The sequence below is a fragment of the Marmoricola sp. URHA0025 HA25 genome (assembly GCF_054059435.1).
Genome location: NZ_JBSSCD010000001.1, coordinates 3,079,344 through 3,103,947, shown reverse-complemented (window position 1 = coordinate 3,103,947; position 24,604 = coordinate 3,079,344). Strand labels below are relative to the sequence as shown.

At 70.6% G+C, this 24,604-nt stretch carries 25 protein-coding genes; 10 read left to right on the top strand and 15 right to left on the bottom strand.

Annotated elements, in window-relative coordinates; all coding sequences use genetic code 11:
- Position 1: 1 nt before the first annotated feature.
- The gene (locus tag ACVW00_RS15310; RefSeq protein ID WP_457111760.1) at positions 2-571 is read right to left on the bottom strand and encodes a TetR/AcrR family transcriptional regulator; all 570 of its coding nucleotides are present in this window, start codon (positions 569-571) and stop codon (positions 2-4) included.
- Positions 572-677: 106 nt separating this feature from the next.
- Here ACVW00_RS15310 and ACVW00_RS15305 point away from each other — a divergent pair, with 106 nt between their 5' ends.
- Positions 678-1,841 carry a phosphatase PAP2 family protein gene (locus ACVW00_RS15305; RefSeq protein WP_457111759.1) on the top strand — a complete coding sequence of 388 codons (1,164 nt, stop codon included), beginning with the start codon at positions 678-680 and terminating at the stop codon, positions 1,839-1,841.
- Positions 1,842-1,874: 33 nt separating this feature from the next.
- On the opposite strand, the gene ACVW00_RS15300 is transcribed toward ACVW00_RS15305, so the two are convergent.
- The 12 genes from ACVW00_RS15300 to ACVW00_RS15245 all read right to left on the bottom strand — a co-directional run bounded on the left by ACVW00_RS15300 (position 1,875) and on the right by ACVW00_RS15245 (position 14,266).
- Positions 1,875-2,621 (bottom strand): DUF72 domain-containing protein, encoded by a 747-nt coding sequence (locus ACVW00_RS15300; RefSeq protein WP_457113119.1) that lies wholly within the window; start codon positions 2,619-2,621, stop codon positions 1,875-1,877.
- A gap of 80 nt (positions 2,622-2,701) precedes the next feature.
- Positions 2,702-2,923, bottom strand: a complete 222-nt coding sequence (locus ACVW00_RS15295) for a DUF7218 family protein (RefSeq protein WP_457111758.1) — start codon at positions 2,921-2,923, stop codon at positions 2,702-2,704.
- A 62-nt stretch (positions 2,924-2,985) separates the two neighbouring features.
- Positions 2,986-4,158: an acyl-CoA dehydrogenase family protein gene (locus ACVW00_RS15290; RefSeq protein WP_457111757.1), complete on the bottom strand. Its 1,173-nt coding sequence runs from the start codon at positions 4,156-4,158 to the stop codon at positions 2,986-2,988.
- A gap of 65 nt (positions 4,159-4,223) precedes the next feature.
- A complete protein-coding gene (locus tag ACVW00_RS15285) occupies positions 4,224-5,747 on the bottom strand; it encodes a CoA-acylating methylmalonate-semialdehyde dehydrogenase (protein WP_457111756.1) in 1,524 nt (507 codons plus the stop codon).
- Between the two features lie 31 nt (positions 5,748-5,778).
- Positions 5,779-7,125 carry an aminotransferase class III-fold pyridoxal phosphate-dependent enzyme gene (locus ACVW00_RS15280; RefSeq protein ID WP_457111755.1) on the bottom strand — a complete coding sequence of 449 codons (1,347 nt, stop codon included), beginning with the start codon at positions 7,123-7,125 and terminating at the stop codon, positions 5,779-5,781.
- 94 nt (positions 7,126-7,219) lie between these two features.
- Positions 7,220-8,374 (bottom strand): ABC transporter substrate-binding protein, encoded by a 1,155-nt coding sequence (locus ACVW00_RS15275; protein ID WP_457111754.1) that lies wholly within the window; start codon positions 8,372-8,374, stop codon positions 7,220-7,222.
- 61 nt (positions 8,375-8,435) lie between these two features.
- Positions 8,436-9,251: an ABC transporter permease gene (locus ACVW00_RS15270; RefSeq protein WP_457111753.1), complete on the bottom strand. Its 816-nt coding sequence runs from the start codon at positions 9,249-9,251 to the stop codon at positions 8,436-8,438.
- Positions 9,248-10,075 (bottom strand): ABC transporter ATP-binding protein, encoded by an 828-nt coding sequence (locus tag ACVW00_RS15265; protein WP_457111752.1) that lies wholly within the window; start codon positions 10,073-10,075, stop codon positions 9,248-9,250. Before ACVW00_RS15265 ends, ACVW00_RS15270 begins: the two co-directional genes overlap by 4 nt.
- The gene (locus ACVW00_RS15260; RefSeq protein WP_457111751.1) at positions 10,072-10,950 is read right to left on the bottom strand and encodes an ABC transporter permease; all 879 of its coding nucleotides are present in this window, start codon (positions 10,948-10,950) and stop codon (positions 10,072-10,074) included. Before ACVW00_RS15260 ends, ACVW00_RS15265 begins: the two co-directional genes overlap by 4 nt.
- On the bottom strand, positions 10,947-11,975 hold the full coding sequence (locus tag ACVW00_RS15255; protein WP_457111750.1) for a TIGR03842 family LLM class F420-dependent oxidoreductase: 1,029 nt from the start codon (positions 11,973-11,975) through the stop codon (positions 10,947-10,949). Before ACVW00_RS15255 ends, ACVW00_RS15260 begins: the two co-directional genes overlap by 4 nt.
- A gap of 10 nt (positions 11,976-11,985) precedes the next feature.
- Complete coding sequence (gene hydA, locus ACVW00_RS15250; protein ID WP_457111749.1) at positions 11,986-13,416, bottom strand: dihydropyrimidinase; 1,431 nt, start codon at positions 13,414-13,416, stop codon at positions 11,986-11,988.
- A gap of 1 nt (position 13,417) precedes the next feature.
- A complete protein-coding gene (locus ACVW00_RS15245) occupies positions 13,418-14,266 on the bottom strand; it encodes a nitrilase-related carbon-nitrogen hydrolase (RefSeq protein ID WP_457111748.1) in 849 nt (282 codons plus the stop codon).
- A 163-nt stretch (positions 14,267-14,429) separates the two neighbouring features.
- Here ACVW00_RS15245 and ACVW00_RS15240 point away from each other — a divergent pair, with 163 nt between their 5' ends.
- Together ACVW00_RS15240 and npdG are read left to right on the top strand one after the other, a co-directional pair.
- Positions 14,430-15,773 (top strand): aminotransferase-like domain-containing protein, encoded by a 1,344-nt coding sequence (locus ACVW00_RS15240; RefSeq protein WP_457111747.1) that lies wholly within the window; start codon positions 14,430-14,432, stop codon positions 15,771-15,773.
- Positions 15,770-16,456 carry an NADPH-dependent F420 reductase gene (gene npdG / locus ACVW00_RS15235; RefSeq protein ID WP_457111746.1) on the top strand — a complete coding sequence of 229 codons (687 nt, stop codon included), beginning with the start codon at positions 15,770-15,772 and terminating at the stop codon, positions 16,454-16,456. The genes ACVW00_RS15240 and npdG overlap by 4 nt, the downstream gene beginning before the upstream one ends.
- A 28-nt stretch (positions 16,457-16,484) precedes the next feature.
- On the opposite strand, the gene ACVW00_RS15230 is transcribed toward npdG, so the two are convergent.
- Positions 16,485-17,075: a hypothetical protein gene (locus ACVW00_RS15230; RefSeq protein WP_457111745.1), complete on the bottom strand. Its 591-nt coding sequence runs from the start codon at positions 17,073-17,075 to the stop codon at positions 16,485-16,487.
- 135 nt (positions 17,076-17,210) lie between these two features.
- On the opposite strand from ACVW00_RS15230, the gene ACVW00_RS15225 reads away from it, so the two are divergent.
- From ACVW00_RS15225 to ACVW00_RS15205, 5 genes are all read left to right on the top strand, one after another.
- Positions 17,211-18,164 (top strand): ABC transporter ATP-binding protein, encoded by a 954-nt coding sequence (locus ACVW00_RS15225; RefSeq protein WP_457111744.1) that lies wholly within the window; start codon positions 17,211-17,213, stop codon positions 18,162-18,164.
- Positions 18,161-19,498, top strand: a complete 1,338-nt coding sequence (locus ACVW00_RS15220; protein ID WP_457111743.1) for an ABC transporter permease — start codon at positions 18,161-18,163, stop codon at positions 19,496-19,498. The genes ACVW00_RS15225 and ACVW00_RS15220 overlap by 4 nt, the downstream gene beginning before the upstream one ends.
- Before the next feature lie 45 nt (positions 19,499-19,543).
- The gene (locus ACVW00_RS15215; RefSeq protein WP_457111742.1) at positions 19,544-22,321 is read left to right on the top strand and encodes an alkaline phosphatase family protein; all 2,778 of its coding nucleotides are present in this window, start codon (positions 19,544-19,546) and stop codon (positions 22,319-22,321) included.
- A 148-nt stretch (positions 22,322-22,469) separates the two neighbouring features.
- Entirely contained in the window at positions 22,470-22,688 is a 219-nt protein-coding gene (locus ACVW00_RS15210) for a hypothetical protein (RefSeq protein ID WP_457111741.1), read from the top strand.
- A 16-nt stretch (positions 22,689-22,704) separates the two neighbouring features.
- Entirely contained in the window at positions 22,705-23,142 is a 438-nt protein-coding gene (locus tag ACVW00_RS15205) for a hypothetical protein (protein WP_457111740.1), read from the top strand.
- On the opposite strand, the gene ACVW00_RS15200 is transcribed toward ACVW00_RS15205, so the two are convergent.
- Complete coding sequence (locus ACVW00_RS15200; protein WP_457111739.1) at positions 23,136-23,507, bottom strand: hypothetical protein; 372 nt, start codon at positions 23,505-23,507, stop codon at positions 23,136-23,138. The two genes, ACVW00_RS15205 and ACVW00_RS15200, sit on opposite strands and share 7 nt — an antisense overlap.
- Before the next feature lie 28 nt (positions 23,508-23,535).
- Between ACVW00_RS15200 and ACVW00_RS15195 the strand changes: the two genes are divergently transcribed.
- Positions 23,536-23,856: a PadR family transcriptional regulator gene (locus tag ACVW00_RS15195; RefSeq protein WP_457111738.1), complete on the top strand. Its 321-nt coding sequence runs from the start codon at positions 23,536-23,538 to the stop codon at positions 23,854-23,856.
- The gene (locus ACVW00_RS15190; protein WP_457111737.1) at positions 23,856-24,593 is read left to right on the top strand and encodes an HAAS signaling domain-containing protein; all 738 of its coding nucleotides are present in this window, start codon (positions 23,856-23,858) and stop codon (positions 24,591-24,593) included. The genes ACVW00_RS15195 and ACVW00_RS15190 overlap by 1 nt, the downstream gene beginning before the upstream one ends.
- Positions 24,594-24,604 lie beyond the last annotated feature (11 nt).

Here is a 24,604-nt window from a genome sequence, read left to right as displayed (position 1 = left end):
CTCACCGGTCGGGAAGCAGGGTGAGCGCCACCCGGCGTGCTGCAGCGAGGATCTCCGGCTCGTCCGCGTCGATGTCGGCGCCGGCCACCGCGGCCAGGTTGATGGACATCAGCGCGAGCCGGGTGCGCAGCTGGTCCTCGACCGAGGTGCCCGGAGGTGCGAGCACCTCGTGGAGCTCGCCGAGGCAGTGCTGCATGCCGCCGTGGGCCGGCATCAGGTCCTCGATGACCTGGCGGTTGGCGACCACGAACCGGAACGCGGCAAGGCCGCGCGCCTGCATGATGTCGCTCCAGCGGTTGAGGACCTCGCGGGGCAGGTCGGGGGTGGCGGGCTGCTCGCGCGCCCAGTCGACTAGACCGGTGACCTGGCGCTCGGTGTCGGCGAGCATCGCCCGCACGATGTCCGCCTTGCTGTCGAAGTGGTAGTAGAGAGCGGCCTTGGTGATGCCCAGCTGCTCGGAGATCTCGCGCATCGAGGTGGCCTCGTAGCCCTTGTCCGCGAAGAGGCGGAGGGCGGCGTCGAGGATGCGCTCCCGGGTGCGGGGCGCGTCCGTGAGCGTCGGGCCGGTCATGCCAGTACGATAACTCCGTTGCTTACCGATCGGTTAGTTGGTTACGCTTTCGAACACTGATCGATCCCGCAGATCGAGGACCGTACGACCGCACAACGGGGTGCCCATGGCCGACCAGCAAGGCGCGCAGGTTCGCGCGGTCACGTGGCGCCGGCTGCTGCTCAACCGCGCGGTGCTCGAGCTCGGCGCGATGGCCGTGCTCGCCGTCATCTACAACACGGTGCGCGCAGGCGGCGGCAGCAACGAGGCGCTCGCCATGGCGCACGCCCGCGACATCGCCCGCATCGAGGGCTGGGTCTTCGAGCACCTCGAGCTCAACCTCGACCACTGGATCATCGGCGTCCCGGTGCTGGCGGTCGCGGCCTGCTACTTCTACGCCCTGATGCACTACGTGATGACCCCGACCATCCTCGTCCTCTCGCGACGTCGCGGCGGTTGGCGGTACTGGCGTGGCTACTGGGCACTGGTCGTCGGCTCGGCGATCGCCCTGGTCATCTACGCGAACTGGCCCCTCGCCCCTCCACGGCTGATGCCCGAGCTCGGCACCATCGACGTGATGCAGCACTTCGCCGACGCCGGCTGGTGGGGCAACGCGGCCTCGGCCCCTCGTGGGCTCGGTGATGCGACCAACCAGTTCGCCGCGATGCCGTCGCTGCACTTCGGCTGGTCGCTGTGGTGCGGCATCCAGATGTGGGGCCTTCGGGGGCCGCCACGGACGCTGGTGGAAGGTCGCCGCAGTGACCTACCCGCTCCTGCAGGCCGTCGTGGTGCTGTCGACCGCCAACCACTTCCTGCTCGACGTGCTCGGCGGCGCGACCTGCATCCTTCTCGGCTACGCGATCGTCACGCTGATCGGACGACTGCTCGGCAAGACCGGTGCGCCCGTGGCGGTCGACGTCCCTTCGGTGACCACCTCGATCGCGCTCGGCATCGAGCCCCCCAGCGAGGCGAGGCGTCCGGCGCCCGCGGCGCACTAGGCGCCGACCGCGGCCCGCTCGCACGCGCGCGCGAGCTCGGTCAGCGCCGGTTCACCGAGCTCCGGACACGAGAGCTCGAGCAGCAGGTGGGCCGCCGAGCGGGCTCGGGTCGCGACCAGCGCCCGCTCCGACTCGCGGCCGAACGCGATCGCCTCGATGCAGAGGCTGAACACCGAGGCCCGGGTCTCCTGGCCGCGATCGCCCAGCTGCTGGTCCACCACGAGGCTGAGCGCAGTCAGGCGCTCGAAGGGGACCGGCGGCACGGGATTCATACCCGGACAACGACCGGGTGAGCGGGCTGGTTACGACACGTTGCCAACGAGCACTCACTCCTCGAGCCGCGCGATCAGCCCACGCGCGTCGTGCGGGGCGTAGCCCTTGGCGTCGTTGTCGAAGTACACGACGACGTCCTCGCCGTCCGTCATCCACTCGCGGCACCGCTTGGCCCAGGTGTCGAGCGCGGAGGCGGTGTAGCCGCTGGCGTACAGCTCCTTGTCGCCGTGCAGCCGGACATAGCGCAGGTCGCTGGTGCGGCGGTCCAGCACCGGCCAGCGGCCGGCGGTGTCGGCCAGCACGCAGCCGACACCGTGGGCGGCCAGGATCGTGTAGTACTCCTCGGTGTCGAACGTCTTGCTGCGGGCCTCGACGGCGTGCCGGAGTCGTTGCTCGTGGCGGACCCGGGTGTCCACCCGGTCGCCGCTGAGGCGCGCATCGTGCCGCTCGCCGATCGCGGCCGCCGCGGCGGCGGTGTGGGGCAGCTGGGCGAGGAACGCGTCGAGGACGTCGGGCTCGAAGTTGAGCCGCTCGGGCAGCTGCCAGAGGATCGGACCGAGCTTCGGACCCAGCGCGAGCACCCCGCTGGCCAGGAAGTTGGCGAGCGGTGCCTCGATGTCGCGCAGCCGCTTCAGATGGGTGATGAAGCGGCCGCCCTTGACCGCGAACAGGAAGTCGTCGGGGGTCTCGTCGTGCCAGCGCTGGTACGACGAAGGACGCTGCAGCGAGTAGAACGAGCCGTTGATCTCGATCGAGGTCAGCTGCGACGCGGCGTACTCCAGCTCCGCGCGCTGCGGCAGGCCCTTGGGGTAGAAGTCACCGCGCCACCCGGCGTATCTCCAGCCTGAGATGCCGATCCGGCACTCGCCACGGCGCTCGATCAGTGGTGCGCGGCCTTCCCGCCCTTGCGTCCCGCCTTCTTCTTCTGCGCGGTCGTGCCGCCCTGGGAGCTGTCTCCGCTGCCGGAGTGGCTCTTCTCCCCACCGTGCTTCGAGGCCTTGGGAGAGTTGGCGATCTTCGCCGCGCGCTCCTTGGACATGCCCTTGTCCTTGAGCGCTTCGTACTGGTCCTTGTTCTTCACGTTGGCCGACTTGCCAGGCATCGCGTGCCTCCTCGGGGTCGAGGTCTCCTTCACGGTGCCGTACCCCGATCGAGCACGGCTACTCACCCGCTCGCGCTCACGATCGTCCCGTTGTTGTCCTTCTCGAGGTGGCGGCTGATCACCATCCGCTGGATCTGGTTGGTGCCCTCGAAGATCTGCATCACCTTGGCCTCCCGCATGTAGCGCTCGACCGGGAAGTCACGGGTGTAGCCGTAGCCCCCGAGGACCTGCACCGCGTCGGTGGTGACCTTCATGGCGTTGTCGGTCGCGACCAGCTTGGCGATCGACGCCTCCCGGCCGTAGGGCAGGCCGGCGTCCTTGAGCCGCGCTGCGTGCAGGGTCATCGCCCGGGCCGCCTGGACGGCCGCCTCCATGTCGGCGAGCACGAAGGCGAGGCCCTGGTGGTCGATGATCCGCTTGCCGAACGTCTCGCGCTCCTTGGCATAGGCGACCGCCTGGTCGAGGGCGCCCTGGGCCAGCCCGGTGGCGACGGCGGCGATCCCGAGCCTTCCTGCATCCAGGCCGGCGAGCGCGATCTTGAGACCCTCGCCCTCGGCGCCGAGGCGTCGATCGGCCGAGACCCGCACGTTGTCGAAGACCATGGTCGCGGTCGGGGAGCCGGTCATGCCCATCTTGTGCTCGGCCGGGTCGGCCCGGAGGCCGGGTGCGTCGCCCGGCACCAGGAAGCAGGAGATGCCGTTGCGGTCGTCCGAGGTGCGCGCCATCACCTTGTAGAAGTCGGCGCGCCCACCGTGGGTGGTCCACGCCTTGGTGCCGGTGATGACGTACTCGCCACCGTCGCGCCGGGCGGTCGTGCGCATCGCGGCCGGGTCGGAGCCGGCATGCGGCTCGGACAGGCAGTACGCGCCCAGCAGCTCGCCGCCGAGCATGTCCGGCAGCCAGCGCCGCTTCTGCTCCTCGGTGCCCGCGGTCGCCAGCCCGAAGCACGACAGCGCGTGCACGCTCACCCCGACGCCGATCGTCGCCGAGACGCTGCCGAGCTCCTCGAGCACCTGCAGGTAGAGCTCGTAGGGCACCCCGCCACCCCCGTACTCCTCCGGATAGGGCAGGCCGAGCAGGCCCGCCCGGCCCAGCAGCCGGAACGCCTCGCGGGGGAACTCCGAGTGGGCCTCGGCGGTCGCGGTGCTCGGCAGCAGCTCGCGGGTGGCGATGTCGCGGACGAGCTTGAGCAGGTCGGCGGCTTCGGCGGAGGGCAGGAGACGTCGGGCGGTCATCTTTGCAATGTAGACGGGTTGGTTTCGACAGGCTCAACCGCCGGTGGTCGAGCCTGTCGAGACCGTCAGTCGTGCTGCGGGAAGCCGAGGTTGAGGCCACCGTGGCTGGGGTCGAGCCAGCGCGCCGTGATCGCCTTCTCCCGGGTGAAGAACTCCACGCCGTGCGGGCCGTAGGCCTTGGCATCGCCGAAGAGCGAGGCCTTCCAGCCTCCGAAGGAGTGGTAGGCGACCGGCACCGGGATCGGCACGTTCACGCCGACCATGCCGGCCTCGACCTCGCGCTGGAAGCGCCGGGCGGCTCCGCCGTCGTTGGTGAAGATCGCGGTGCCGTTGCCGTACGGGCCGGAGTTGATCAGTCCGAGTCCTTCGGTGTAGCCGGAGACACGGACCACCGAGAGCACCGGGCCGAAGATCTCGTCGGTGTAGACCTTCGAGGTGGTCGGCACATCGTCGATCAGCGTCGGGCCCAGCCAGAAGCCGTCGGGCTCCCCGTCGACCTCGACGCCACGGCCGTCGACCACCACCTTCGCCCCGTCGGTGGTCGCCTGGTCGACGTACGTCGCCACCTTGTCGCGGTGCTCGCGCGTGATCAGCGGCCCCATGTCGCAGGACCGACGACCGTCGCCGATCTTCAGCGTCGCCATCCGCTCGGTGATCTTGTCGATCAGCGGGTCGGCGATCGAGTCGACGGCGAGCACGACGCTCACCGCCATGCACCGTTCACCCGCAGAGCCGAAGCCCGCGTTGACGGCGGCGTCGGCCACGAGGTCGAGGTCGGCGTCCGGGAGCACCAGCATGTGGTTCTTCGCGCCACCGAGCGCCTGGACCCGCTTCCCGTGCGCGGTGCCGGTCTCGTAGACGTACCGGGCGATCGGGGTCGAGCCGACGAACGAGATCGACGCGACGTCGTCGTGGGTGAGGAGGGCGTCGACGGCCTCCTTGTCACCGTGCACCACGTTGAAGACGCCCGGCGGCAGCCCCGCCTCCGTCATCAGCTCGGCCATCCAGTTCGCGGCTGAGGGGTCCTTCTCGCTCGGCTTGAGCACCACCGTGTTGCCGGTCGCGATCGCGATCGGGAAGAACCACATCGGCACCATCGCGGGGAAGTTGAACGGGCTGATGATGCCGACCACGCCGAGCGGCTGCTTGAGGGTGTAGACGTCGACGTCCGTCGAGACCTGCTCGCTGAACGCGCCCTTGAGCAGGTGCGGCAGCGAGCAGGCGAATTCCACGACCTCGAGGCCACGGGCGATCTCGCCACCGGCATCCGAGAGCACCTTGCCGTGCTCGGCGGTGAGGATCTCGGCGAGCTCGCCCTTGCGGGCGTTGAGCAGCTCGCGGAAGGCGAACATCACCTGCTGGCGCTTCGCGATCGAGCTGTTGCCCCACTCGCTGAACGCCTTGGTCGCTGCTGCGACGGCGGCGTCGACGTCGGCTGCCGACCCGAACCTGACGTGCTTCTGGACGATCCCCTTCGCGGGGTCGTAGACGGCGCCGGTGCGGGTCGACGAGCCGGAGTACGGCGCGCCGTCGACCCAGTGGTCGAGGGTCTCGAGCTCGTGGTCGGTGGCAGTCGTGGTGTCGGTCATGTGTCCCTCCAGGGCGCTTGTGGTGAGTGAGTCAGCTGAGCAGGTCCAGGCCGAGCACCTCGTCGTACGCCGCGACGGCCTCGGCCACCTCGGCGGGCGTGACGATGCACGGGGGGACCACGTGGATGCGGTTGTCCGCGGTGAACGGGAGCAGGTTGCGGGCGAGGAGCTCGGACTTGACCCGTCCCATCACCGCTGCCGAGACCGGCGTGCGGCTCTCCCGGTCGGCGACCAGCTCCATCGCCCAGAAGACACCGGTGCCGCGGACCTCGCCGACGATCTCGTGCTTCTCCGCGAGCGCGGTGAGCGCCGGACCGAGGTGGTCGCGTCCGATGGTCGCAGCGTTCTCGACGATGCCCTCGTCCCTCATCGCGTCCAGGGCGGCGACGATCGCGGCCATCGCGAGTGGGTGGCCCGAGTAGGTGAGCCCACCGGGGAAGACGGTGTGGTCGAAGTCGGCCGCGATGTGGTCGGCGATGATCACGCCTCCCGCCGGCACGTAGCCCGAGTTGACGCCCTTGGCGAAGGTCACCAGGTCCGGGACGACGTCGTACGGCTCGAACGCGAACCAGCTGCCGGTCCGGCCGAAACCCGCCATCACCTCGTCCAGGATCAGGACGATGCCGTGCTTGCTGGCCAGCTCCCGGACACCGGCAAGGTAGCCCGGCGGTGGCATGAGGATGCCGGCGGTGCCGGGGATCGTCTCCAGCAGGATCGCCGCGATGCTCGACGGGCCCTCTGCCTCGATCACCCGGCGCAGGTGCTGGAGGGCGCGCTCGGACTCCTGCTCCGGGGTCGTCGACCAGAACTCGCTGCGGTAGAGGTAGGGCCCGAAGAAGTGCACGTGCGCCCGCGCGTACTGGTTCGGGATCCGGCGCCAGTCGCCGGTCGCGACCACCGCCGCACCGGTGTTGCCGTGGTAGGACCGGTAGGTCGAGAGGACCTTGTCGCGGTCGGTGTGCAGCCGTGCCATCCGGATGGCGTTCTCGACGGCATCCGCGCCGCCGTTGGTGAAGAAGACCTTGTTGAGGCCGTCGGGCGCCAGGCCGGTGATCCGCTTGGCGGCCTCCCCGCGGGCGCGCACGGCGTGCTGCGGCGCGACGGTCGCGAGCGTCTGCGCCTGCTCGACGATCGCGGCGACGACCCGCGGGTGCTGGTGGCCGATGTTGAGGTTGACCAGCTGGCTGGAGAAGTCCAGGTAGCTGCGGCCGGCGTGGTCGTGGACGCGGCAGCCCTGCCCACCGGCGAGCACCAGCGGCTGGAGCGCGGCCTGGGCCGACCACGAGTGGAACACGTGGGCGCGGTCGAGCTCGTAGGTGAGCTCGTCCGGGTCGCCGGACTGGCTGTCGGACCGGAGGGGTCCGTCGGTGAGGGTCATCGCTGCTTCCTTCCGGGTGTCCCGGCCGGGTGGTTCCACCCGGCCGGGACCCGTCCCGTGGTGCTGTCCCGTGCTGTCAGACGAGGGCCGCGCGCTACGCGCCGCCCTCCTTGAGGGTGACGGTGATCGGCTTGAAGCCGGCCCCCATGACGTCGACGCCGTCGGCCTTGAGCTCGTCGAGCGCCTTCTTGACGTAGTCGTTGCTGTACGCCGTGGCCGGTGGCTGCTTGGTGATGATCGTCTTGTCCTGCTCGTTCTTGGTGCCGAGCGCGATGTCGACGGTCTGCTTCCACGCGGCGTCGCTGATCATCCCGACGCCCCCGGTCGAGGGCCAGATCAGCTTGTTCACCTCGTTGGTCATCCACAGCTGGTGGCTCTGGCCGAGCTTGGAGCCGGCCGTGGTGACGATCTGGGCCGCCTCCTCGGGGTGGTCGCGGACGTAGACCCAGCCCTTGATCGAGGCCTTGATGAACTTCACCGTCTGGTCCGCGAAGGCGGCATTCTTGAGCTTGTCACTCGGTGCCCAGATGGCGTCCTGGAGCATCGCGCTGCCGACGTCGTTCCAGTTGATGACGTTGAGGTCCTCGGGCTGGTAGAGCTTGCCCGTCTTCGGGTTCTTGGTCTCCAGCACCTGGGCGTACTCGTTGTAGGTCATCGCCTGGGCGGCGTCGATGTCGCCGGCGAGGAACCCGTTCATGTCGAAGGCCTGCTGCACCAGGGAGATGTCCTTGACCCCGACACCGGCCTTCTGCATGCCCGCGAAGAGCTCCCACTCGTTGCCGTAGCCCCAGCTGCCGACCTTCTTGCCGCTGAGGTCCGTCGGCGCGGTGATGGCCTTGTCCTTGAACGAGATCTGCGTGGTCGCGCTGCGCTCGAAGATCTGCGCGACGTCGGTGACCTTGGCGCCGGCCTCGATCGAGCCGAGCACCTTGGGCACCCAGGAGATCGCGTAGTCGACGTCACCCGCGGTCAGCGAGTCGATCGGGACGATGTCGGCGCTGCCTTCGGCGATGGTGACGTCGAGGCCCTCGTCCTTGTAGTAGCCCTGCGCGACGGCTGCGTAGTACCCGGCGAACTGCGCCTGCGCGTACCACTGCAGCTGCAGCTTGACCGGGGTGAGCTTGGTGGAGCCTGACGAGCTCTTGTCCCCGCTGTCGTCGCTGCCGCACGCGGCCAGCACGAACGCGAGGAGGAGGGCGAAGACGGCGACAACCGCGCCCCGTCTCCTCCGGTGGGTTGATCGCAACATGTCTCTCTCCTCGGGATTGGTCGGTGCGGGATGGGTTGGTGACGGGGCGCAGCGCGGCATCTCAGCTGCCCCCTCGATGACGGGCGACCCACAGCTCGAGCACCAGGGTGACCACGTAGAACGCCAGGCCGAGCAGGATCGAGCCGAGGACGAAGGCCCAGGCCAGCGGGTAGTTGCTGCTGGCGGCGGCGGTGGTGATCGCCTTGCCGAGGCCGTCGACGGGGCCGCCGAAGTACTCCGCGATCAGGGCCGAGATCACCGCGAGAGAGCTGGCGATGCGCAGCCCGGTGAACACGTACGGCGTCGCGGTCGGGAGCGTGACCGTCCGGGCCACGAAGGTCGGCGGTGCGGCGTACACGTGCATCAGCTCGCGGTGGACCGGCTTGACCTGGCGCAGCCCCCGCAGGGTGTTGAGGTAGACCGGGATGATCACCGTGAGCGCCGCGACGATCACACGCGCGGTGTTGGCCGCGGCCCCGAACATCGTGTAGAGGGCCGGCGCCAGCGCCACGATCGGCACGACCGAGAGTGCCGCCACGATCGGGAGTGCCATCAGGTCGATGGCGCGGACGGCGTTCGCGAGCAGCGCGCCGAGGATGCCCAGGACGGCGCCGATCAGCAGTCCGTAGAGGGCGTTGCGGCCGGTGCCGACCATGCCGTGCCAGACCGAGCTGCGGCTGTCGAGGAACTCCGACCAGATGGAGCCGGGGGACGGCACGATGAAGGGGTCGATGTCGAAGACGTCGATCGCCAGCTGCCAGGCCCCGATGGTGACGACGCCGAGAACGGTCGGCGCGAGCAGCGTGGTGAGCCGTGCGTCCCGCAGCGGCCGGACGCGCAGCGTCGAGGTGACCTGATCGGTGGTCCCGACGCTCATCTGTTCTCGACCCCTCGGGCTGCGGGCACGGCGTGCGCCGCCGGACCGGCGTGGAGCAGCTCGCGGACCCGGGCGACCGTGTGGAAGAACTCCTCGGCGTCGCGGAAGTCGTCGTCGCGCCGGTGACCGCCCTCGGGCCGCGACCCCACGATGTCGACGATCCGGCCCGGCCGCGGCGTCATCACGACCACGCGGTCGGAGAGGAACACCGCCTCGGGGATCGAGTGCGTGACGAAGAGCACCGCCGCGCCGCTCTCGCCGCAGATGCGCACGAGCTCGGCCTGCATCCGCTCGCGCGTGATCTCGTCAAGTGCGCCGAACGGCTCGTCCATCAGGAGCAGTCGCGGGCTCTCGGCGAGCGCACGGGCGATCGCGACCCGCTGCTGCATGCCGCCGGAGAGCTGGTCGGGGTAGGACCGGGCGAAGTCGGTGAGCCCGACCATGTCGAGCAGCTCGGCGACGCGGGCGTCGCGTCCACCCTTACCGGCGCCGTGAACCTCGAGCGGGAGGCCGACGTTGGCGGCGACCGTGCGCCACGGCAGCAGCCCTGCCTGCTGGAAGGCGATGCCGTAGTCCTGGTCGAGCCGCGCCTGCCGCGCGCTCTTGCCGAAGACGGTCAGCGAGCCGCTCGTGGGCGAGTCGAGGTCGGCGACGATCCGCAGCAACGTGCTCTTGCCGCAGCCGCTGGGGCCGATCAGCGAGACGAACTCGCCGGGGGCGATGTCGAGGTCGATGTCGTCCAGGGCGACCACCTCGCGGCCCTTGCCGCCGGCGAAGACGCGGCCGAGCCCGCGCACCTGGACGGCCTGGTCGGGCGCGCTCATGCGGCCTCCCCGCGCCGGTAGGGCCGCAGCAGCAGGCCGATCAGCCCGACCGCGCCGGCGGCGACCAGCCCGACGCCGATCGCTCCGAAGATCGGGGCCCAGGGCTTGGCCGGGTCGCCCCCGGCCGACTGGGCGTACTCGATGATCATCCGGCCGATGCCACCGCGCAGGCCGATCGAGACCTCGGCGACGACAGTGCCGATCACTGCGCTCGCGGCGGCGAGCCGGAGGGCCGGAAGGAGGTACGGGACGCTCGACGGGAGCCGGAGCTTGACGAGACCGCGCCACCAGCCCACCCCGTAGGCGTGCAGGAGGTCCAGATGGGTGGCGTCCGGTGAGCGGAGCCCGCGGAGCGCGCCGACGGCGACCGGGAAGAAGGCAAGGTACGCCGCGATCACGGAGACGGAGCTCTCGCTGCTCCACACCCAGCCACCGATGTGGATCTGGGATCCCCAGCGACGCACCAGCGGAGCGATCGCGATCAGCGGCACGGTCTGGCTGAGCACGATCCACGGGAGCATCGCCGACTCGGCGAGCCGGAACCGGGCCATCAGGATCGCCAGCACGAAGCCGACCACGACCCCGATCACCCAGCCCGTCGCCGCCAGCCGCAGCGTGAACCAGCAGCCGCTCAGGACCGCCGAGCCGACCGTCTGGTGACCGGCGAAGACGTTCACCGGCTCGGAGAACTTGTCGTACATGTCCCACACGTGCGGCATCGCCAGGTCGGTCGTGCGGGGGAGGACCACGACTCCTCGGACCACGACGCCGTCAGCGGGGCCGAGCGCCTTGTAGGCCTCCCACAGACCGGCGACCGCGAGGACGCCGATGGTGCCGAGCAGGAACCGGCCGGCGAGCCTGAAGGACCGCGTCATGCCTTGGCCGTGACGTGGTCACGCAGCGGCGGGATGATCGTCTCGCCGTACTGGCGCAGGGTCTCCTCCTTGTTGTCGTGCTGCAGGTAGACCGCGAACTGGTCGACGCCGATCGCCTTGAGCTCCTCGAGCTTGGCGATGTGCTGCTCGGGGGTGCCGAGGATGCAGAACCGGTCGACGATCTCGTCGGGCACGAACTGCGTGTGCGTGTTGCCGGCCCGGCCGTGCTCGTTGTAGTCGTAGTCCTGCCGGCCCTTGATGTAGTCGGTGAGCACCTGCGGGAAGTCCGCGCCCTCGCCATACTTGGCGACGATGTCGGCGACGTGGTTGCCGACCATGCCGCCGAACCAGCGGCACTGCTCGCGCATGTGCTTCATCGACGCGGCGGAGTCGTCACCGACGTACGCCGGCGCGGCAACGCAGAACGTGATCGCGTCGGGGTCGCGGCCGGCCTTCTCGGCGGCGTCGCGCACCTGGGCGATCATCCACTTCGCGATGTCGACGTCACCGAGCTGCAGGATGAAGCCGTCGCCGACCTCGCCGGCGGTCTTCAGCGCGAGCGGCCCGTACGCCGCGACCCACACCTCGACCGCCGACGTGCGCGCCCACGGGAACTGCAGCGTCGAGCCGTTGTGCTCCACCGGTCGGCAGTTGGCCAGCTCGCGGATCACGTGGGTGGCGTCGCGGACTTCCTGCAGCGTGGTGGGCCGGCCGTTGAGCACCCGCACCGCCGAGTCGCCGCGGCCGATCCCGACCACGGTGCGGTTGCCGTACATCTCGTTGAGCGTGGCGAAGACCGACGCCGTCACGGTCCAGTCCCGCGTCGCCGGGTTGGTCACCATCGGGCCGACGACCACCCGTCGCGTCTCGGCCAGGATCTGGCTGTAGATGACGTAGGGCTCCTGCCAGAGCAGGTGGGAGTCGAAGGTCCAGACGTAGTCGAAGCCGTGCTCCTCCGCCTGCTTTGCCAGCGCGACCGTCCGCCACGCGGGCGGGTTGGTCTGCAGCACCACACCGAAGTCCATGGGTCGCCTTTCAGAGGAGGTACTGGCTGAGGTCGCGCTTGAGGTACTTCCCGTGGCCGGGTGCCCCGAGGTACTCCCCGCCGTCGACGAGGACGCGCCCGCGGGAGATCACCGTGTCGACGTGGCCGTCGATCTCGAAGCCCTCCCAGGCGGAGTGGTCCATGTTCATGTGGTGGGTCCTGCCCTCGCCGTGGCCGATGCTCGTGTGCCCGGCCGGGTCGTAGACGACGATGTCGGCGTCGGCGCCGGGCGCGATCACGCCCTTGCGGCCGTAGAGCCCGAACATCCGCGCCGGCGTCGTCGAGGTCAGCTCGACCCAGCGCTCCAGCTTGATCTCGCCGGTCACGACGCCCTGGTACATCAGGTCCATCCGGTGCTCGATCGAGCCGATGCCGTTGGGGATGGCCCGGAAGTCACCCCGGCCGAGCTCCTTCTGGTCCTTCATGCAGAACGGGCAGTGGTCGGTGGAGACCATCTGCAGGTCGTTGGTGCGCAGCGCCTGCCACATGGAGTCCTGGTGGCCCTCGGCCCTCGAGCGCAACGGCGTGGAGCACACCCACTTGGCGCCCTCGAAGGCGCCGTAGTCGTCGCTCTTCGCGCCGAGCTGCTCCTCGAGCGAGAGGTAGAGGTACTGCGGGCAGGTCTCGCCGAAGACGTTCTGGCCCTTGTCGCGGGCCCACGCCAGCTGCTCGACGGCCTGCTTGGCCGAGACGTGCACGACGTAGAGGGGAGCGCCGGTCAGGTTGGCGAGCATGATCGCCCGGTGGGTGGCCTCCTCCTCCATCTGCCAGGCGCGTGCGATGCCGTGGTAGTACGGGTCGGTCTTGCCCTGGCTGACCAGCTGCTCGGCGAGCACGTCGATCGCGGGGCCGTTCTCCGCGTGCATCATCGTCAGCAGGCCGAGGTCGGCGGCCTTCTGCATCGCCCTGAGGACCTGCGCGTCGTCGCTGTAGAAGACCCCGGGGTAGGCCATGAAGAGCTTGTACGACGTGATCCCCTCGTCGATCAGGGTCTCCATGGACTTCAGCGAGAACTCGTCGACCCCGCCGACGATCTGGTGGAAGCCGTAGTCGATCGCGCAGTTGCCGTCGGCCTTGGCGTGCCAGGCCGCCAGGCCGTCCTCGACCCGCTCGCCGGCGCGCTGGACCGCGAAGTCGATGATCGTCGTGGTGCCGCCCCAGGCGGCCGCGCGGGTGCCGGTCTCGAAGGTGTCGGAGGCGTTGGTGCCGCCGAAGGGGAGCTCCATGTGCGTGTGCGCGTCGACACCGCCGGGGATGACGTACTTGCCGGAGGCGTCGATGACGGTGTCGGCGTCGATCTGGCCCAGGCTCGTGGTCCCCGGGAAGAGCAGGGCGACGACGAACTCGCCGTCGACGAGGACGTCGGCACGCGTGGCGCCGGTCGCGTTGACCACGGTGCCGTTCTTGATGAGGGTCGTCATGTCACGGCTTCGCGATCTGCGCGTAGGAGTCCGGCCGCCTGTCGCGGTAGAACTGCCAGTCGTCGCGCATCTCGCGGACCATGTCGAGGTCGAGGTCGCGGACCAGCAGCTCCTCCTTCTCGCTGCTGCCGACATCGCCGACGAAGTTGCCGCGCGGGTCGATGACCTGGCTGGTGCCGTAGAAGTTCACTGCCTCGGCGCCGTACTCGTTGTCCTCGAGCCCCACCCGGTTGGGCTGCAGCACGAAGTAGCCGTTGGCGACCGCGGCGCAGGGACCCTCGACCTCCCAGAGCCGGTTGGACAGGCCCGGCTTGGTGGCGTTGGGGTTGAAGACCATGTGGGCGCCGGCCAGCCCGAGCTCGCGCCATCCCTCGGGGAAGTGCCGGTCGTAGCAGATGTAGGTGCCGACCTTGCCGACCGCGGTCTCGAACACGGGGTAGCCCAGGTTGCCGGGGCGGAAGTAGAACTTCTCCCAGAACTTCTCCACGTGCGGGATGTGGTTCTTGCGGTACTTGCCGAGGATCGAGCCGTCCGCGTCCACCACGACGGTGGTGTTGTAGTAGACGCCGGTCTGCTCCTCCTCGTAGATCGGGAGGATCAGCACCGTGCCGAGCTCCTTGGCCAGCGCGGCGAAGCGCTGCACGATCGGGCCGTCGGCGGGCTCGGCGTACTCGTAGTACTTCTTGTCCTGCGTGATGCCGAAGTAGGGGCCGTAGAAGAGCTCCTGGAAGCAGGTCACCTGCGCGTCCTGCGCTGCCGCGTCGCGGGCGAACTGCTCGTGCTTGTCGAGCATCGACTCCTTGTCGCCGGTCCAGGTGGTCTGCGAGATCGCCGCTCGTACCGTGGTCATGCGTCCCTCCGCGGAGCTGATCTTGGGTGGCTGGTCAGACGGGGCGTTTCTGTTATCTTGCGGTCTGAACATTTCGCTGTGGTTACTCGGTGTATCACCGCCGTGAAGTCCGGCGCAAGGCTCTTCGTCAACTTGGCGGCACGACCGTTACCGAAGGCGTGAGGTGGCCACACTCGACGACCTGACCGACCGCGATCCGCGCGGGATCGCGGGGGCGATCGCGCGCCAGATCAGGCAGGGTGTGCTGGCACCGGGCGACCGGCTGCCCACGGTGCGCGAGGTCGCCGCCGAGCTCGGCGTCAGCCCGGCCACGGTCAGCGCGGCCTGGCAGGCACTGCGCCGTGCGGGTCTGGTCGAGTCGCGGGGCCGGGCGGGGAGCTTCGTGCGGGCGGCGCCGCAGCCCTGGCTGAGCCCGCGCGTGCAAGGCCTCGTCGGGTACGCCGAGGCCCTGCCGCTCGACCTGTCCCGCGGCACGCCGGATCCGGCCCTGCTGCCCGCGCTCGCGCCTGCGTTCGCCCGGGTGCGCCCGACCGCCGACACCAACGTCTACCAGGAGTCACCGGTGCTCCCGGAGCTGCGTGACGCTCTGGCGGCGATGTGGCCCTACCCGGCCGAGGTGATCACCGTCGTCAACGGCACCCAGGACGCCGTGGCGCGCACGCTCGAGCAGGTCGTCGGCTTCGGCGACAGGGTGGCGATCGAGAGCCCCGGCTTCCCGGCCTTCCTGGACATGCTGGACATGCTCGGCGCCGAGATCGTGCCGCTCGAGCTCGATGCGTCCGGGGTGACGGTCGCCTCGTTGAGCCGGGCGCTCAAGGGCAAGCCGGCCGCCGTGGTCCTCCAGCCGCGCGCGCAGAACCCGACGGGGGTCTCGATGACCCCACGACGCGCCGAGGAGCTCGCACGCGCCGTGAAGCGTGCCCGGTCGACCGTCGTGGTGATCGAGGACGACCACTCCGGCGCGATCAGCGTCGGGCCCGACGTCTCCCTCGGCACGTGGCTTCCCGACCAGGTCGTCCACGTGCGGGGCTTCTCCAAGTCGCACGGTCCCGATCTGCGGATCGCGGCGGTCGGCGGCCCGGCCTCGGTGCTCGACCGGGTGGTCGCACGCCGGATGCTCGGGGCGGGCTGGACGTCCCGGATGCTGCAGACGATCCTGCTCGACCTGCTCGTCGAGCCGCGCTCGGTCGCGGCGGTCGAGGGTGCGCGTCGTACCTATGCGGCGCGGCAGCAGGCCGTGTGTGCGTGCCTGGCCGAGCACGGGCTCGACATCGCCGTCCCCGACGGCATCAACCTGTGGCTGCCGGTGGCCGACGAGCGCGCGGCCCTGGTGCAGCTGACCACGGTCGGCATCCGGGCCGCCGGCGGCTCGCCGTTCCTGGTGGCCCCGGCCGATGTCGACCACATCCGGATCACCACCGGCCTGGTCGACGTGGGGCAGGCGTCCCACGTAGCGGTTGCCCTCGCTGCTGCCGCCGGAGCCGGAGCCGTACGCTCGGGCGCGTGACTTCCTCTGACACCGAGCCCGTCGACCTGAAGGCCCTGACCATTGCCGTGCTCGGGGGCACCGGTCCGCAGGGCCGCGGGCTCGCGCGCCGCTTCGCCCAGGCGGGGCTCACCGTGGTGATCGGCAGCCGGGGCGCGGAGAAGGGTGCCGCCACCGCCGCCGAGCTCGCCGAGGCGACCGGCGGCGCGATCACCGGCACCGACAACCTCAGTGCTGCCGAGGCCGGCGACCTGGTCCTCGTCGTGGTGCCCTGGGAGGGCCACGGCGACCTGATCACCTCGCTCGCGCCGGCCCTGGCCGGCAAGGTCGTCGTCGACTGCGTCAACCCCCTCGGCTTCGACAAGCAAGGCGCCTACGCGCTCGAGGTCGCGGAGGGCTCGGCGACCGAGCAGGCGGCGGCGCTGCTGCCCGACAGCACCGTGGTCGGTGCCTTCCACAACGTCAGCGCGGCGCTCCTGGAGGACCCGTCGGTGGAGCGCATCGACACCGACGTCCTGGTGCTGGGCGACGAGCGCGACGCGACCGACCTGGTCCAGGCCCTTGCCGACACCGTGCCCGGCATGCGCGGCGTCTACGGCGGACGCCGCCGCAACGCCCACCAGGTCGAGGCCCTGACGGCGAACCTGATCAGCGTGAACCGGCGCTACAAGGCGCACGCAGGGGTGCGGGTCACCGACGTCTGAACGGTCCGCGTAGGAGCACCCCGGTCGGTCAGCGCCCCACCGCCACCCTGAGGGAGCGGTACGACGCGAGCAGCGCGTCCCTCTCCTGGGCGAGCAGCGGGTCGGCGAGGTCGCAGCCCGCCCGCACCCAGGCGTCCGAGTGCTGCATGGCCAGCACCCGCTGCTCGGCCGCCTCCCGGACGGTCTCGGCGGGCGCGTCGTACACGTAGGAGTAGAGCGCAACGAGCGACTCGACCAGTGGCGCGCCGTCGCCCGCCGCGTCGTACTGCTGCTGGCGGTGCCGGTGCCACCAGGCGACCTCGCGTCGTGACGCCTCCTCGGGATCCAGTCGGAGGTCACCGCTGTCGCGCAGCATGAGTGCGTAGAAGCGCCGCATGTAGGCACGTGCGGCATCGGGGTCGTTGCCGGGGTTCGGAGCCCACTTCTGGTTGGCCCGCAGGACGAGGTACGCGCCGCGCACCGAGCGTGGCCATCCCATCCCGAAGCCCTCGTGGACCATCGTGACCGCGGCCTCGAGGAACGACCACCACTCGCGCCGGTAGTACGACGCCCACGCCCGGGTCTCGGCGTTCCCGATCACGTCCGGGTCGAAGCTCCTCGGTCCCCTGGTGCTGCTCACCAGCCCACTATGGCCGCTCGAAGGAGCTCGTGGCTCTCGTTGCTCGCGAGTCATTCGCCCGCTGTTCTCCTCGCGGACCTCTCGGCGCAGCCGAGCCTCCCTAGCCTCGTCTCGGTCCCAGGGAAAGGAACTCTCATGCAGCGGACCCCGGCCGCTCGGGCGCACGGGATCACCAAGTACTACGGCGAGGTCGTCGCCCTCGACGGTGTCGACCTCGACGTCGAGCCGGGACAGGTCCACGGGCTGGTCGGTCCCAACGGAGCGGGGAAGACGACGCTCCTCGGCCTGCTGCTCGGGGTCGCGACCGCCGATGCGGGCACCCTGGAGATCTTCGGACGGCCGGTGGGCCGGTCGCTGGTCGTGGCCGACGGCGTCGCCGGCTTCGTCGACGGCCCCGGTCTCTACCCCTCGCTCACGGCGCGGCAGAACCTGGCTGCCCTCGCCGCGCTGCGCGGCGGACGCTCCGGGCGTGGCGCGGAGGTCGACGGTGCTCTCGGGAAGGCCGGTCTGGGCGAGGTCGCCGACGTCCGCGTTCGCGGCTTCTCGCTGGGAATGCGTCAGCGGCTCGGTCTTGCCGCAGCGCTGCTCACCCACCCGCGCCTGCTGATCCTCGACGAACCCGCCAACGGCCTCGATCCCGCGGGGAAGCGGCACGTGGAGCGGGTGATCGGCGACCTCGCCGACGACGGAGTCGCGGTCGTCCTCTCCAGCCACCGGATGGACGACCTGTCCTCCCTGTGCTCGGAGGTGACGCTCCTGGCCACCGGACGCGTGGTCTTCTCAGGTCCGCTCGACAAGCTCGCCGTCGAGAGCGGCGAGCTCGACCACCGGTTGCTCACCTCCGACCCTGCCCGGGCGCGCGCGATCGCCGCCGGCTTGCCGGACCTCCGTGTCGACCGATCCGCAAGCGGCAGGCGTTCGACCGAGGCGCTCGTCGTGAGCGGTTCCGTGGACACAATGGATGCCCTGGTGGCGCGCCTCGCCGGCGCCGGCGTCGCCGTGCGCGAGCTGGCCCCAGTCGTCACGCCCCTCGAGGCTGCCTTCCTCGCGCTGACCGGTGGCGACACCGAGGCGGGCGGCGCCGCGTGAGCACCGCACTCGCACCGGCGTACGACGAGGTCCGGCCCGCACCGCTCCTGCCCGGCTACCGCTTCGAGCTGGCCAAGCTGCTCACCCAGTGGCGGATCCGGCTCGTGCTCGTCGCCTGTGTCGTCGCACCCGCCGTGTTCGTCGCGGTCGTGAGTGCGCAGGCGTCTCTCCCGACCGACACGGTCTTCGGCCGCTGGATGCACGCGACCGGGTGGGCGGGTTCGCTGGTCGTGCTGGCCTTCGCGTGCAGCTGGGGGCTCCCCTTGCTGACCTCGCTCGTGGCGGGGGACGTCTTCGCGGCCGAGGACCGGCTGGGCACCTGGCGGCACCTCCTGGTCGCGGTCAGGTCTCCGCGCCGGATCTTCGTGGCGAAGGCGCTCGCCAGCCTCACCGTGATCGTGCTCATGGTCACTGCGCTGTGCGCCTCGAGCGTCGTCGGAGGACTGAGCGCCGTCGGGAGCCACCCCCTCGTCGGCCTCGACGGTCACCTGCTGGGACCCGGCGCCGCGGCTCGAGCGGTGCTCCTCGCCTGGCTGTCCGTGCTGCCGCCGACCCTCGCGTTCTCGGCCGTCGGCCTGCTCGGCTCGGTGGTGCTCGGCCGCTCGCCGATGGGGCTGCTCGTCCCGGCCGTGCTCGCACTCGTCATGGACCTGGTGCTCGTGCTGCCGGTCCCGGTCGCCGTCCGGCTGTCGTTGCCGAGCAACACCTTCCTCGCCTGGCGCGGCCTGTTCACGGAGCCCGCGCAGACCGGGCCGCTCCTCGCCGGGATCGCGGTCAGCCTCGCGTGGACAGCGGCGGCGACCGGGCTGGCGTACCTCCTCTTCGTCCGCCGCGACTTCACCGACCTCGCCTACGACGGCGCCGGCCGCCGTGCGCTGGCTGCGGCCGTGCTGCCGCTGGCGGCACTGACCGGTCTCACCGCGCTTCTCGTCGCGGCGCTCGTGCCGAACGCCGACTCCGGCATCGACAGGCGAAAGCTCGAGGCGTCGCTGTCGACGGCGTACGCACATCTCTACCGGCTGCAGACCGACGAGCTGCACCGGCCGGCCGTCACCGAGGCCGAGCTGCACGCCAGGGCCGACTGCGACAAGGGCGGAGACCGGGTCGCGGACCGGGGCCCGGGCAACGACTGGCGGTGCGTCGTCTCCTGGCGACTGCCCGGGTCGACCGCGGAGGGATCCGCCATCTACCAGCTCGACGTCGCCGCCGAAGGGCGCTACGTCGCGGACGGGGACGGGCCGAAGGAGGTGAACGGAAGCTTCCAGGTGCACACGCCGTCCGGTGACGCACCGAACCCGCTGTGGCAGTTCGACGGCTACGTCGACCTGCTCTGACCACCGTCTCCGATCCATCGTCTTCTGAGAAGGGAACCACCCACCATGCACGTCGTGCGCCAGCGCAAGCGCGTCGCGGGGGACCGATCCGGGCTCCTCGGGCAACGCAAGCTCAGACTCGTCATCGCCGGAACGGCCGCGCTCGCTGTCGTCGGCACCGGCACCGCCTACGGCACCACCACGATCTTCGGGCAGAACAAGGTCGGCACGGAGTACGCGAACGGACTGCAGGTCTCCTCGGACCAGATCCTCAAGCCGCTCGGCGACCGGCTGTCGACGCCGTACGGCAAGTTCATGGGGACCACCGTCAGTCCCGACGGCCGCTTCCTCGCCGCGACCTCCAGCGACCGCTCGATCTCGCTGCAGATCTTCGACCTCTCGACCTACCAGCTCGTCTTCCGGGCCGGCACCGCCGCCGGCGCCAACCTCAAGCCCTCCGACAACACCGTCGGCCAGGAGGGCCCGGTCTACTCACCGGACGGCAAGCTCCTCTTCATGCCGAACGCCACCGGCATCACCCGGTTCCCGGTCAATCCCGACGGCACGCTCGCAGCCGGCACCAAGATCGCGATCCCGACCGTCGACGGCAAGCAGGCGCTGACCGCCGGGATGAGCTTCTCCGCCGACGGCAAGACCCTGTACGCCGCGGTCAACGGGCAGAACACCGTCGTCGCGATCGACCCGGTCGCCGGCACCATCACCCGCACGTGGGACGTCGGCATCGCCCCGCGGCAGGTGAAGCTCGTCGATGGCAGGCTCTACGTCAGCAACGAGGGCGGCCGGCCGGCGAACCCGGGCGACACGACGATGGACTCCTACGGCACCGCGGTCCCGGCCGACCCCTACCTCGGCACGTCGACCAACGGTACGCTGAGCGTCATCGACCCAGCGGACGCGGGCACCGATGTCGGCACGGTGAAGGTCGGACTGCACCCCACCGCGATGTACGCCGACGGATCGGCGCTCTACGTGGCCAACTCCAACGACGACACGGTCTCGGTCGTGGACACCACTCACGACCACGTCGTCCAGACCATCGCGACCCAGCCCTGGCGCGGTTCGTCGATCGGCTACGCACCGGACGGGCTCACGGTGCAGGACGGCCGGCTCCTGGTCAGCCTGGGTCGCGCCAACGCGATCGCGGTCTACAGGCTCGGCAAGGGCGCGCTGGACCCGGTCAGCTACGTCGGCCTGGTCCCGACGGACTACTACCCCGAGGACGTCTTCTCCGTCGGCGGCAGGACGGTCGTGGCCAACCGCCGCGGCATCGACGCCCGCGGGCAGAAGATCACCTCGAACCAGGGCTTCGGCACGACGCCCGCCACCGCGTGGGGCACCCACGGGACGACCGCCTCGCTGACTCGGTTCACCCTGCCGTCGGACGGGGCCGTCCGGGACACCTACACACCACAGGTGTTCGCCCAGAACGGCTGGGGTCCCGCCGACACCGACGTGAAGCAGGCCAGCGGCAACCGGCACGTGCCGGCCGTGCCGGTTCCCACGCGCATCGGCGACCCGTCGACGATCAAGCACGTCTTCCTGCTCGTGAAGGAGAACCGCACCTACGACCAGGTCTACGGCGACATGCCCGAGGGCAACGGTGACGCGACCCTCGCGCAGTTCGGCCAGCAGGTCACGCCGAACCAGCACGCGCTCGCGCGGCAGTTCGGCCTGTACGACAACACCTACGACGTCGGCACCAACTCGGCCGAAGGTCACAACTGGCTGATGCAGGGCGACGACCCGGAGTACACCGAGTCGAGCGTCGGCGAGTACACCCGCTCCTACGACACCGAGGAGGACGTGCTCGGACACCAGCGCTCCGGGTTCCTGTGGACCGCGATCCAGTCCGCGCACCGCTCCGCCCGCAACTACGGCGAGTTCGAGTACACCGAGGGCAAGCCGTCGGGCAGCTGGCAGCAGTACTACTGCACGGTCAAGAGCGTCGAGGGTGGCGGCGATCCCGCCCAGCTCACGGCTCCGGAGCTGAAGGGTGACTACGGATCGGTGATCCCGTCGCTGAACGCGATCAGCGACCCGCTCTCGCCGCCGTTCGACCTGTCGATCCCGGACATGTACCGCTACCAGGTCTGGAAGCAGGACTTCGAGCAGAAGGGTCCGGCTGACTTCCAGATGCTGTGGCTCTCCAGCGACCACACCGGAGGGCCGTCGACACCGCGCGCGGCCGTGGCCGACGGCGACCTCGCCGTGGGCAAGGTCGTCGACGAGATCTCGCACAGCAAGTACTGGAAGGACTCGGCGATCTTCGTGGTCGAGGACGACAGCCAGGCCGGTGTCGACCACGTCGACGGCCACCGGGCGCCGATCCAGGTGATCAGCCCGTGGGCGGCGCACGGCAGGACGATCTCGACGTACTACTCGCAGATCTCGATGGTCCGCACGATCGAGCAGATCCTCGGCGCGGAGCCGTTGAACCAGAAGGTCGCCGCGGCGACCCCGATGTTCGACGCGTTCCAGTCCCGTGCCGACGACACACCGTTCAACGCGGTGGCGAACCAGATCCCCCTGACCGAGAACGTCAACCCGGTGCCCGCCTGCGGTCCGGACGCGCCTGCCGGCGCGCCTCCGGCTCCCGTGGTCGCGGCCCAGGACGCACCGACCGCGGCGGCGTGGGGCGCGTGGGCCCAGAAGCAGCACTTCACCGGGGCCCAGGCGAAGGCCGACTACGCCCACCCGGCACAGATGAACCGCTACACGTGGTACCAGACGCACGACTGGAAGGTCCCCTACCCGGGCGACTCGAAGGTCTACCTGCCCAACGAGGTGCCGGGCGCCTACATCCCGTCACCGGAGACCGACTGAGACAGGCGGCGACCAGCCGCGCATCGTCAGGAGCGAAGGCCCCGGGTCCGCCCGGGGCCTTCGTCCGCGCGTGGCGGGAGCGCGCGTGAGAGGTGAACTTTTCGGCCCGTGGTCGCCGTGAGGACCGAGGAGGGGGATACTGGAGGGGATGAGCACTCCAGCACGGCCACGGCGACACCTGGCCAGCAGTCCGTTCAAGCCCGATCCGGAGCCGACGATCGAGGTGTTCGAGGTGGGTGACCGGATCTCCCACGACTCCCACGGGATGGGCCGCGTCGTCCACGTGGAGGCGGCCGCGGTGACCGTCGAGTTCCGCGCGCAGACGCTGCGGATCACGAGCCCGTTCGCCAAGATGTCGAAGCTCTAGCCGGTCAGGGCAGCCGATGTCGGGAACGCAGTTCACGGTGCACACGACCATGTCGCCGGCCCAGGTGCTCGAGCTGTTCACCGACTTCGGCGCGGACCGGCCGAAGCGCTGGCCCAACATCGACGAGGCCCACTTCCAGGTCCACGACCAGGGCCCCGACTGGGCCGAGGTCACCGAGGGCACCGCGATGGGCTGGGAGCGTGAGCGCTACACCTGGGACGCGGCGGCCGGCACGGTCGCGATCGACACCCTGGAGTCGAACCTGTGGGCACCGGGCAGCGGCTGGCGCTACCAGCTGGTCCCGGCGGACGCCGGCACCGATGTGCACGTCTCCCTGACCCGGGTGGGCAAGGGTCTTCGCGGCAAGCTCATCGGCGCACTGATCCCGGTCGCCGGGGCGCGCGCGCTCGGCAAGCAGTTCCAGTCGGTCCTGCGGAAGGCAGAGGCTCACTGATCCGGGGCGGTTGACGGCCCGTCAGGTCGCAGCCGCTGACCGGCGATGCCCAGGGCGGTCCCGCAGACCGCGCCGACCAGGCCGAGCACGGCGAAGGGCGGCAGTCGCGACCCGAGCGGCTCGCTTCCGTCGTACCCGGTCGTCATGAAGGTGAAGGCGAGCGCGAAGCCGAAGACGCCCCCGCCCGCGGCGGCCAGACGCCGTGATCGGCAGAACCAGCCGAGCGCAAGGCCGGCGATCGCCCACGGCACCAGGCTCAGGCCCGAGCCCACGAGGACGACACGTGCCCCCAGGAAGCCGAGGAGGGCGCCGACGGCGGTGGCCGTCGGCAGGACGAGTTCCGGGTGCGCTGTCTCTTGTGTCACGCGCCGAACATACCTAGACTGCCTAGGTATGGGAAGAGAACGGGTGAAGGGGCACCTCGACCTGCTGATCCTCTCGGTGCTCCGGCACGGGGAGGCGCACGGCTACGAGGTGATCGCCGAGCTCCGGCGTCGCAGCGAAGGTGAGTTCGACCTGCCGGAAGGCACCGTCTACCCGGCCCTGCACCGTCTCGAGCGCGAGGGCCTGCTGAGCAGCGACTGGGCAACCCTCGACGGCCGCCGACGCCGCGTCTACCGGCTGACCGCGCCCGGCCTGGACGCCCTCACAGAGCAGTCCCGGCAGTGGCGACGCTTCTCGGCGAGCATGAGCACCGTCCTCGGGACGGCGTGATGGACGCCATCGACAGCTACCTCGACGAGCTGGCCGTGCGCCTGCGGGTCGGTCCGGCTCGCGCGCGCCGGCTGCTCGCGGAGGCGGAAGAGCACCTGCGGGAGACGACCGCGCGCGAGCCGGACGCGGGCGCCGACGACGCGCTCGCGCAGGAGCGGGCGATCCAGCGGTTCGGCACGGCGCGACAGGTCGCCGCGGCCGCGAACGACCCGGTCGTCTCCCGGCTCGCGCCGCTCGTCCTCGGGGCCGCCCACCTGACGGCCGTCGGCTCGGTGGCGGTCCTGGCCGGCACGCTGCTCGCACAGGTGGTCGCCGCAGCCTCCTCGAGGGCCACCGCGTTCGGGCTGCCGCACGGCTACCTGCCCTCCCACGCGCAGGTGGCGCACTGGGTCGCGGTGCAGCCCGGCGCGGCCGGCTGGCGGAGCGCTGCAGCGGCGGAGAACGCCGACGACACCCTCGTCCTGCGCGGCGTCCTCGCGCTCCTGGTCCTCCTCGCCAGCCTGCTCGTGCTGCGGGTGGGCCGTCGGCGCACGAGCCAGCCCGCCGACGGCGTCGTCCCGGCGATCGGCATGACCGCCTTCGGCGGCGCCGCGGTCGTGCTGCTGGCAGCCGCGGTCGCCGACACCTACACGCCCCTCGAGTGGGGGCGCGGGCTGTTGTTCTCCGACGGCGCGGTCGCGCTCGTCGCCGCGGCGGCGTACGGCGTCGTGCTGGTCCGCCGGGTCCAGACGGCCTGATCCGGCCGACG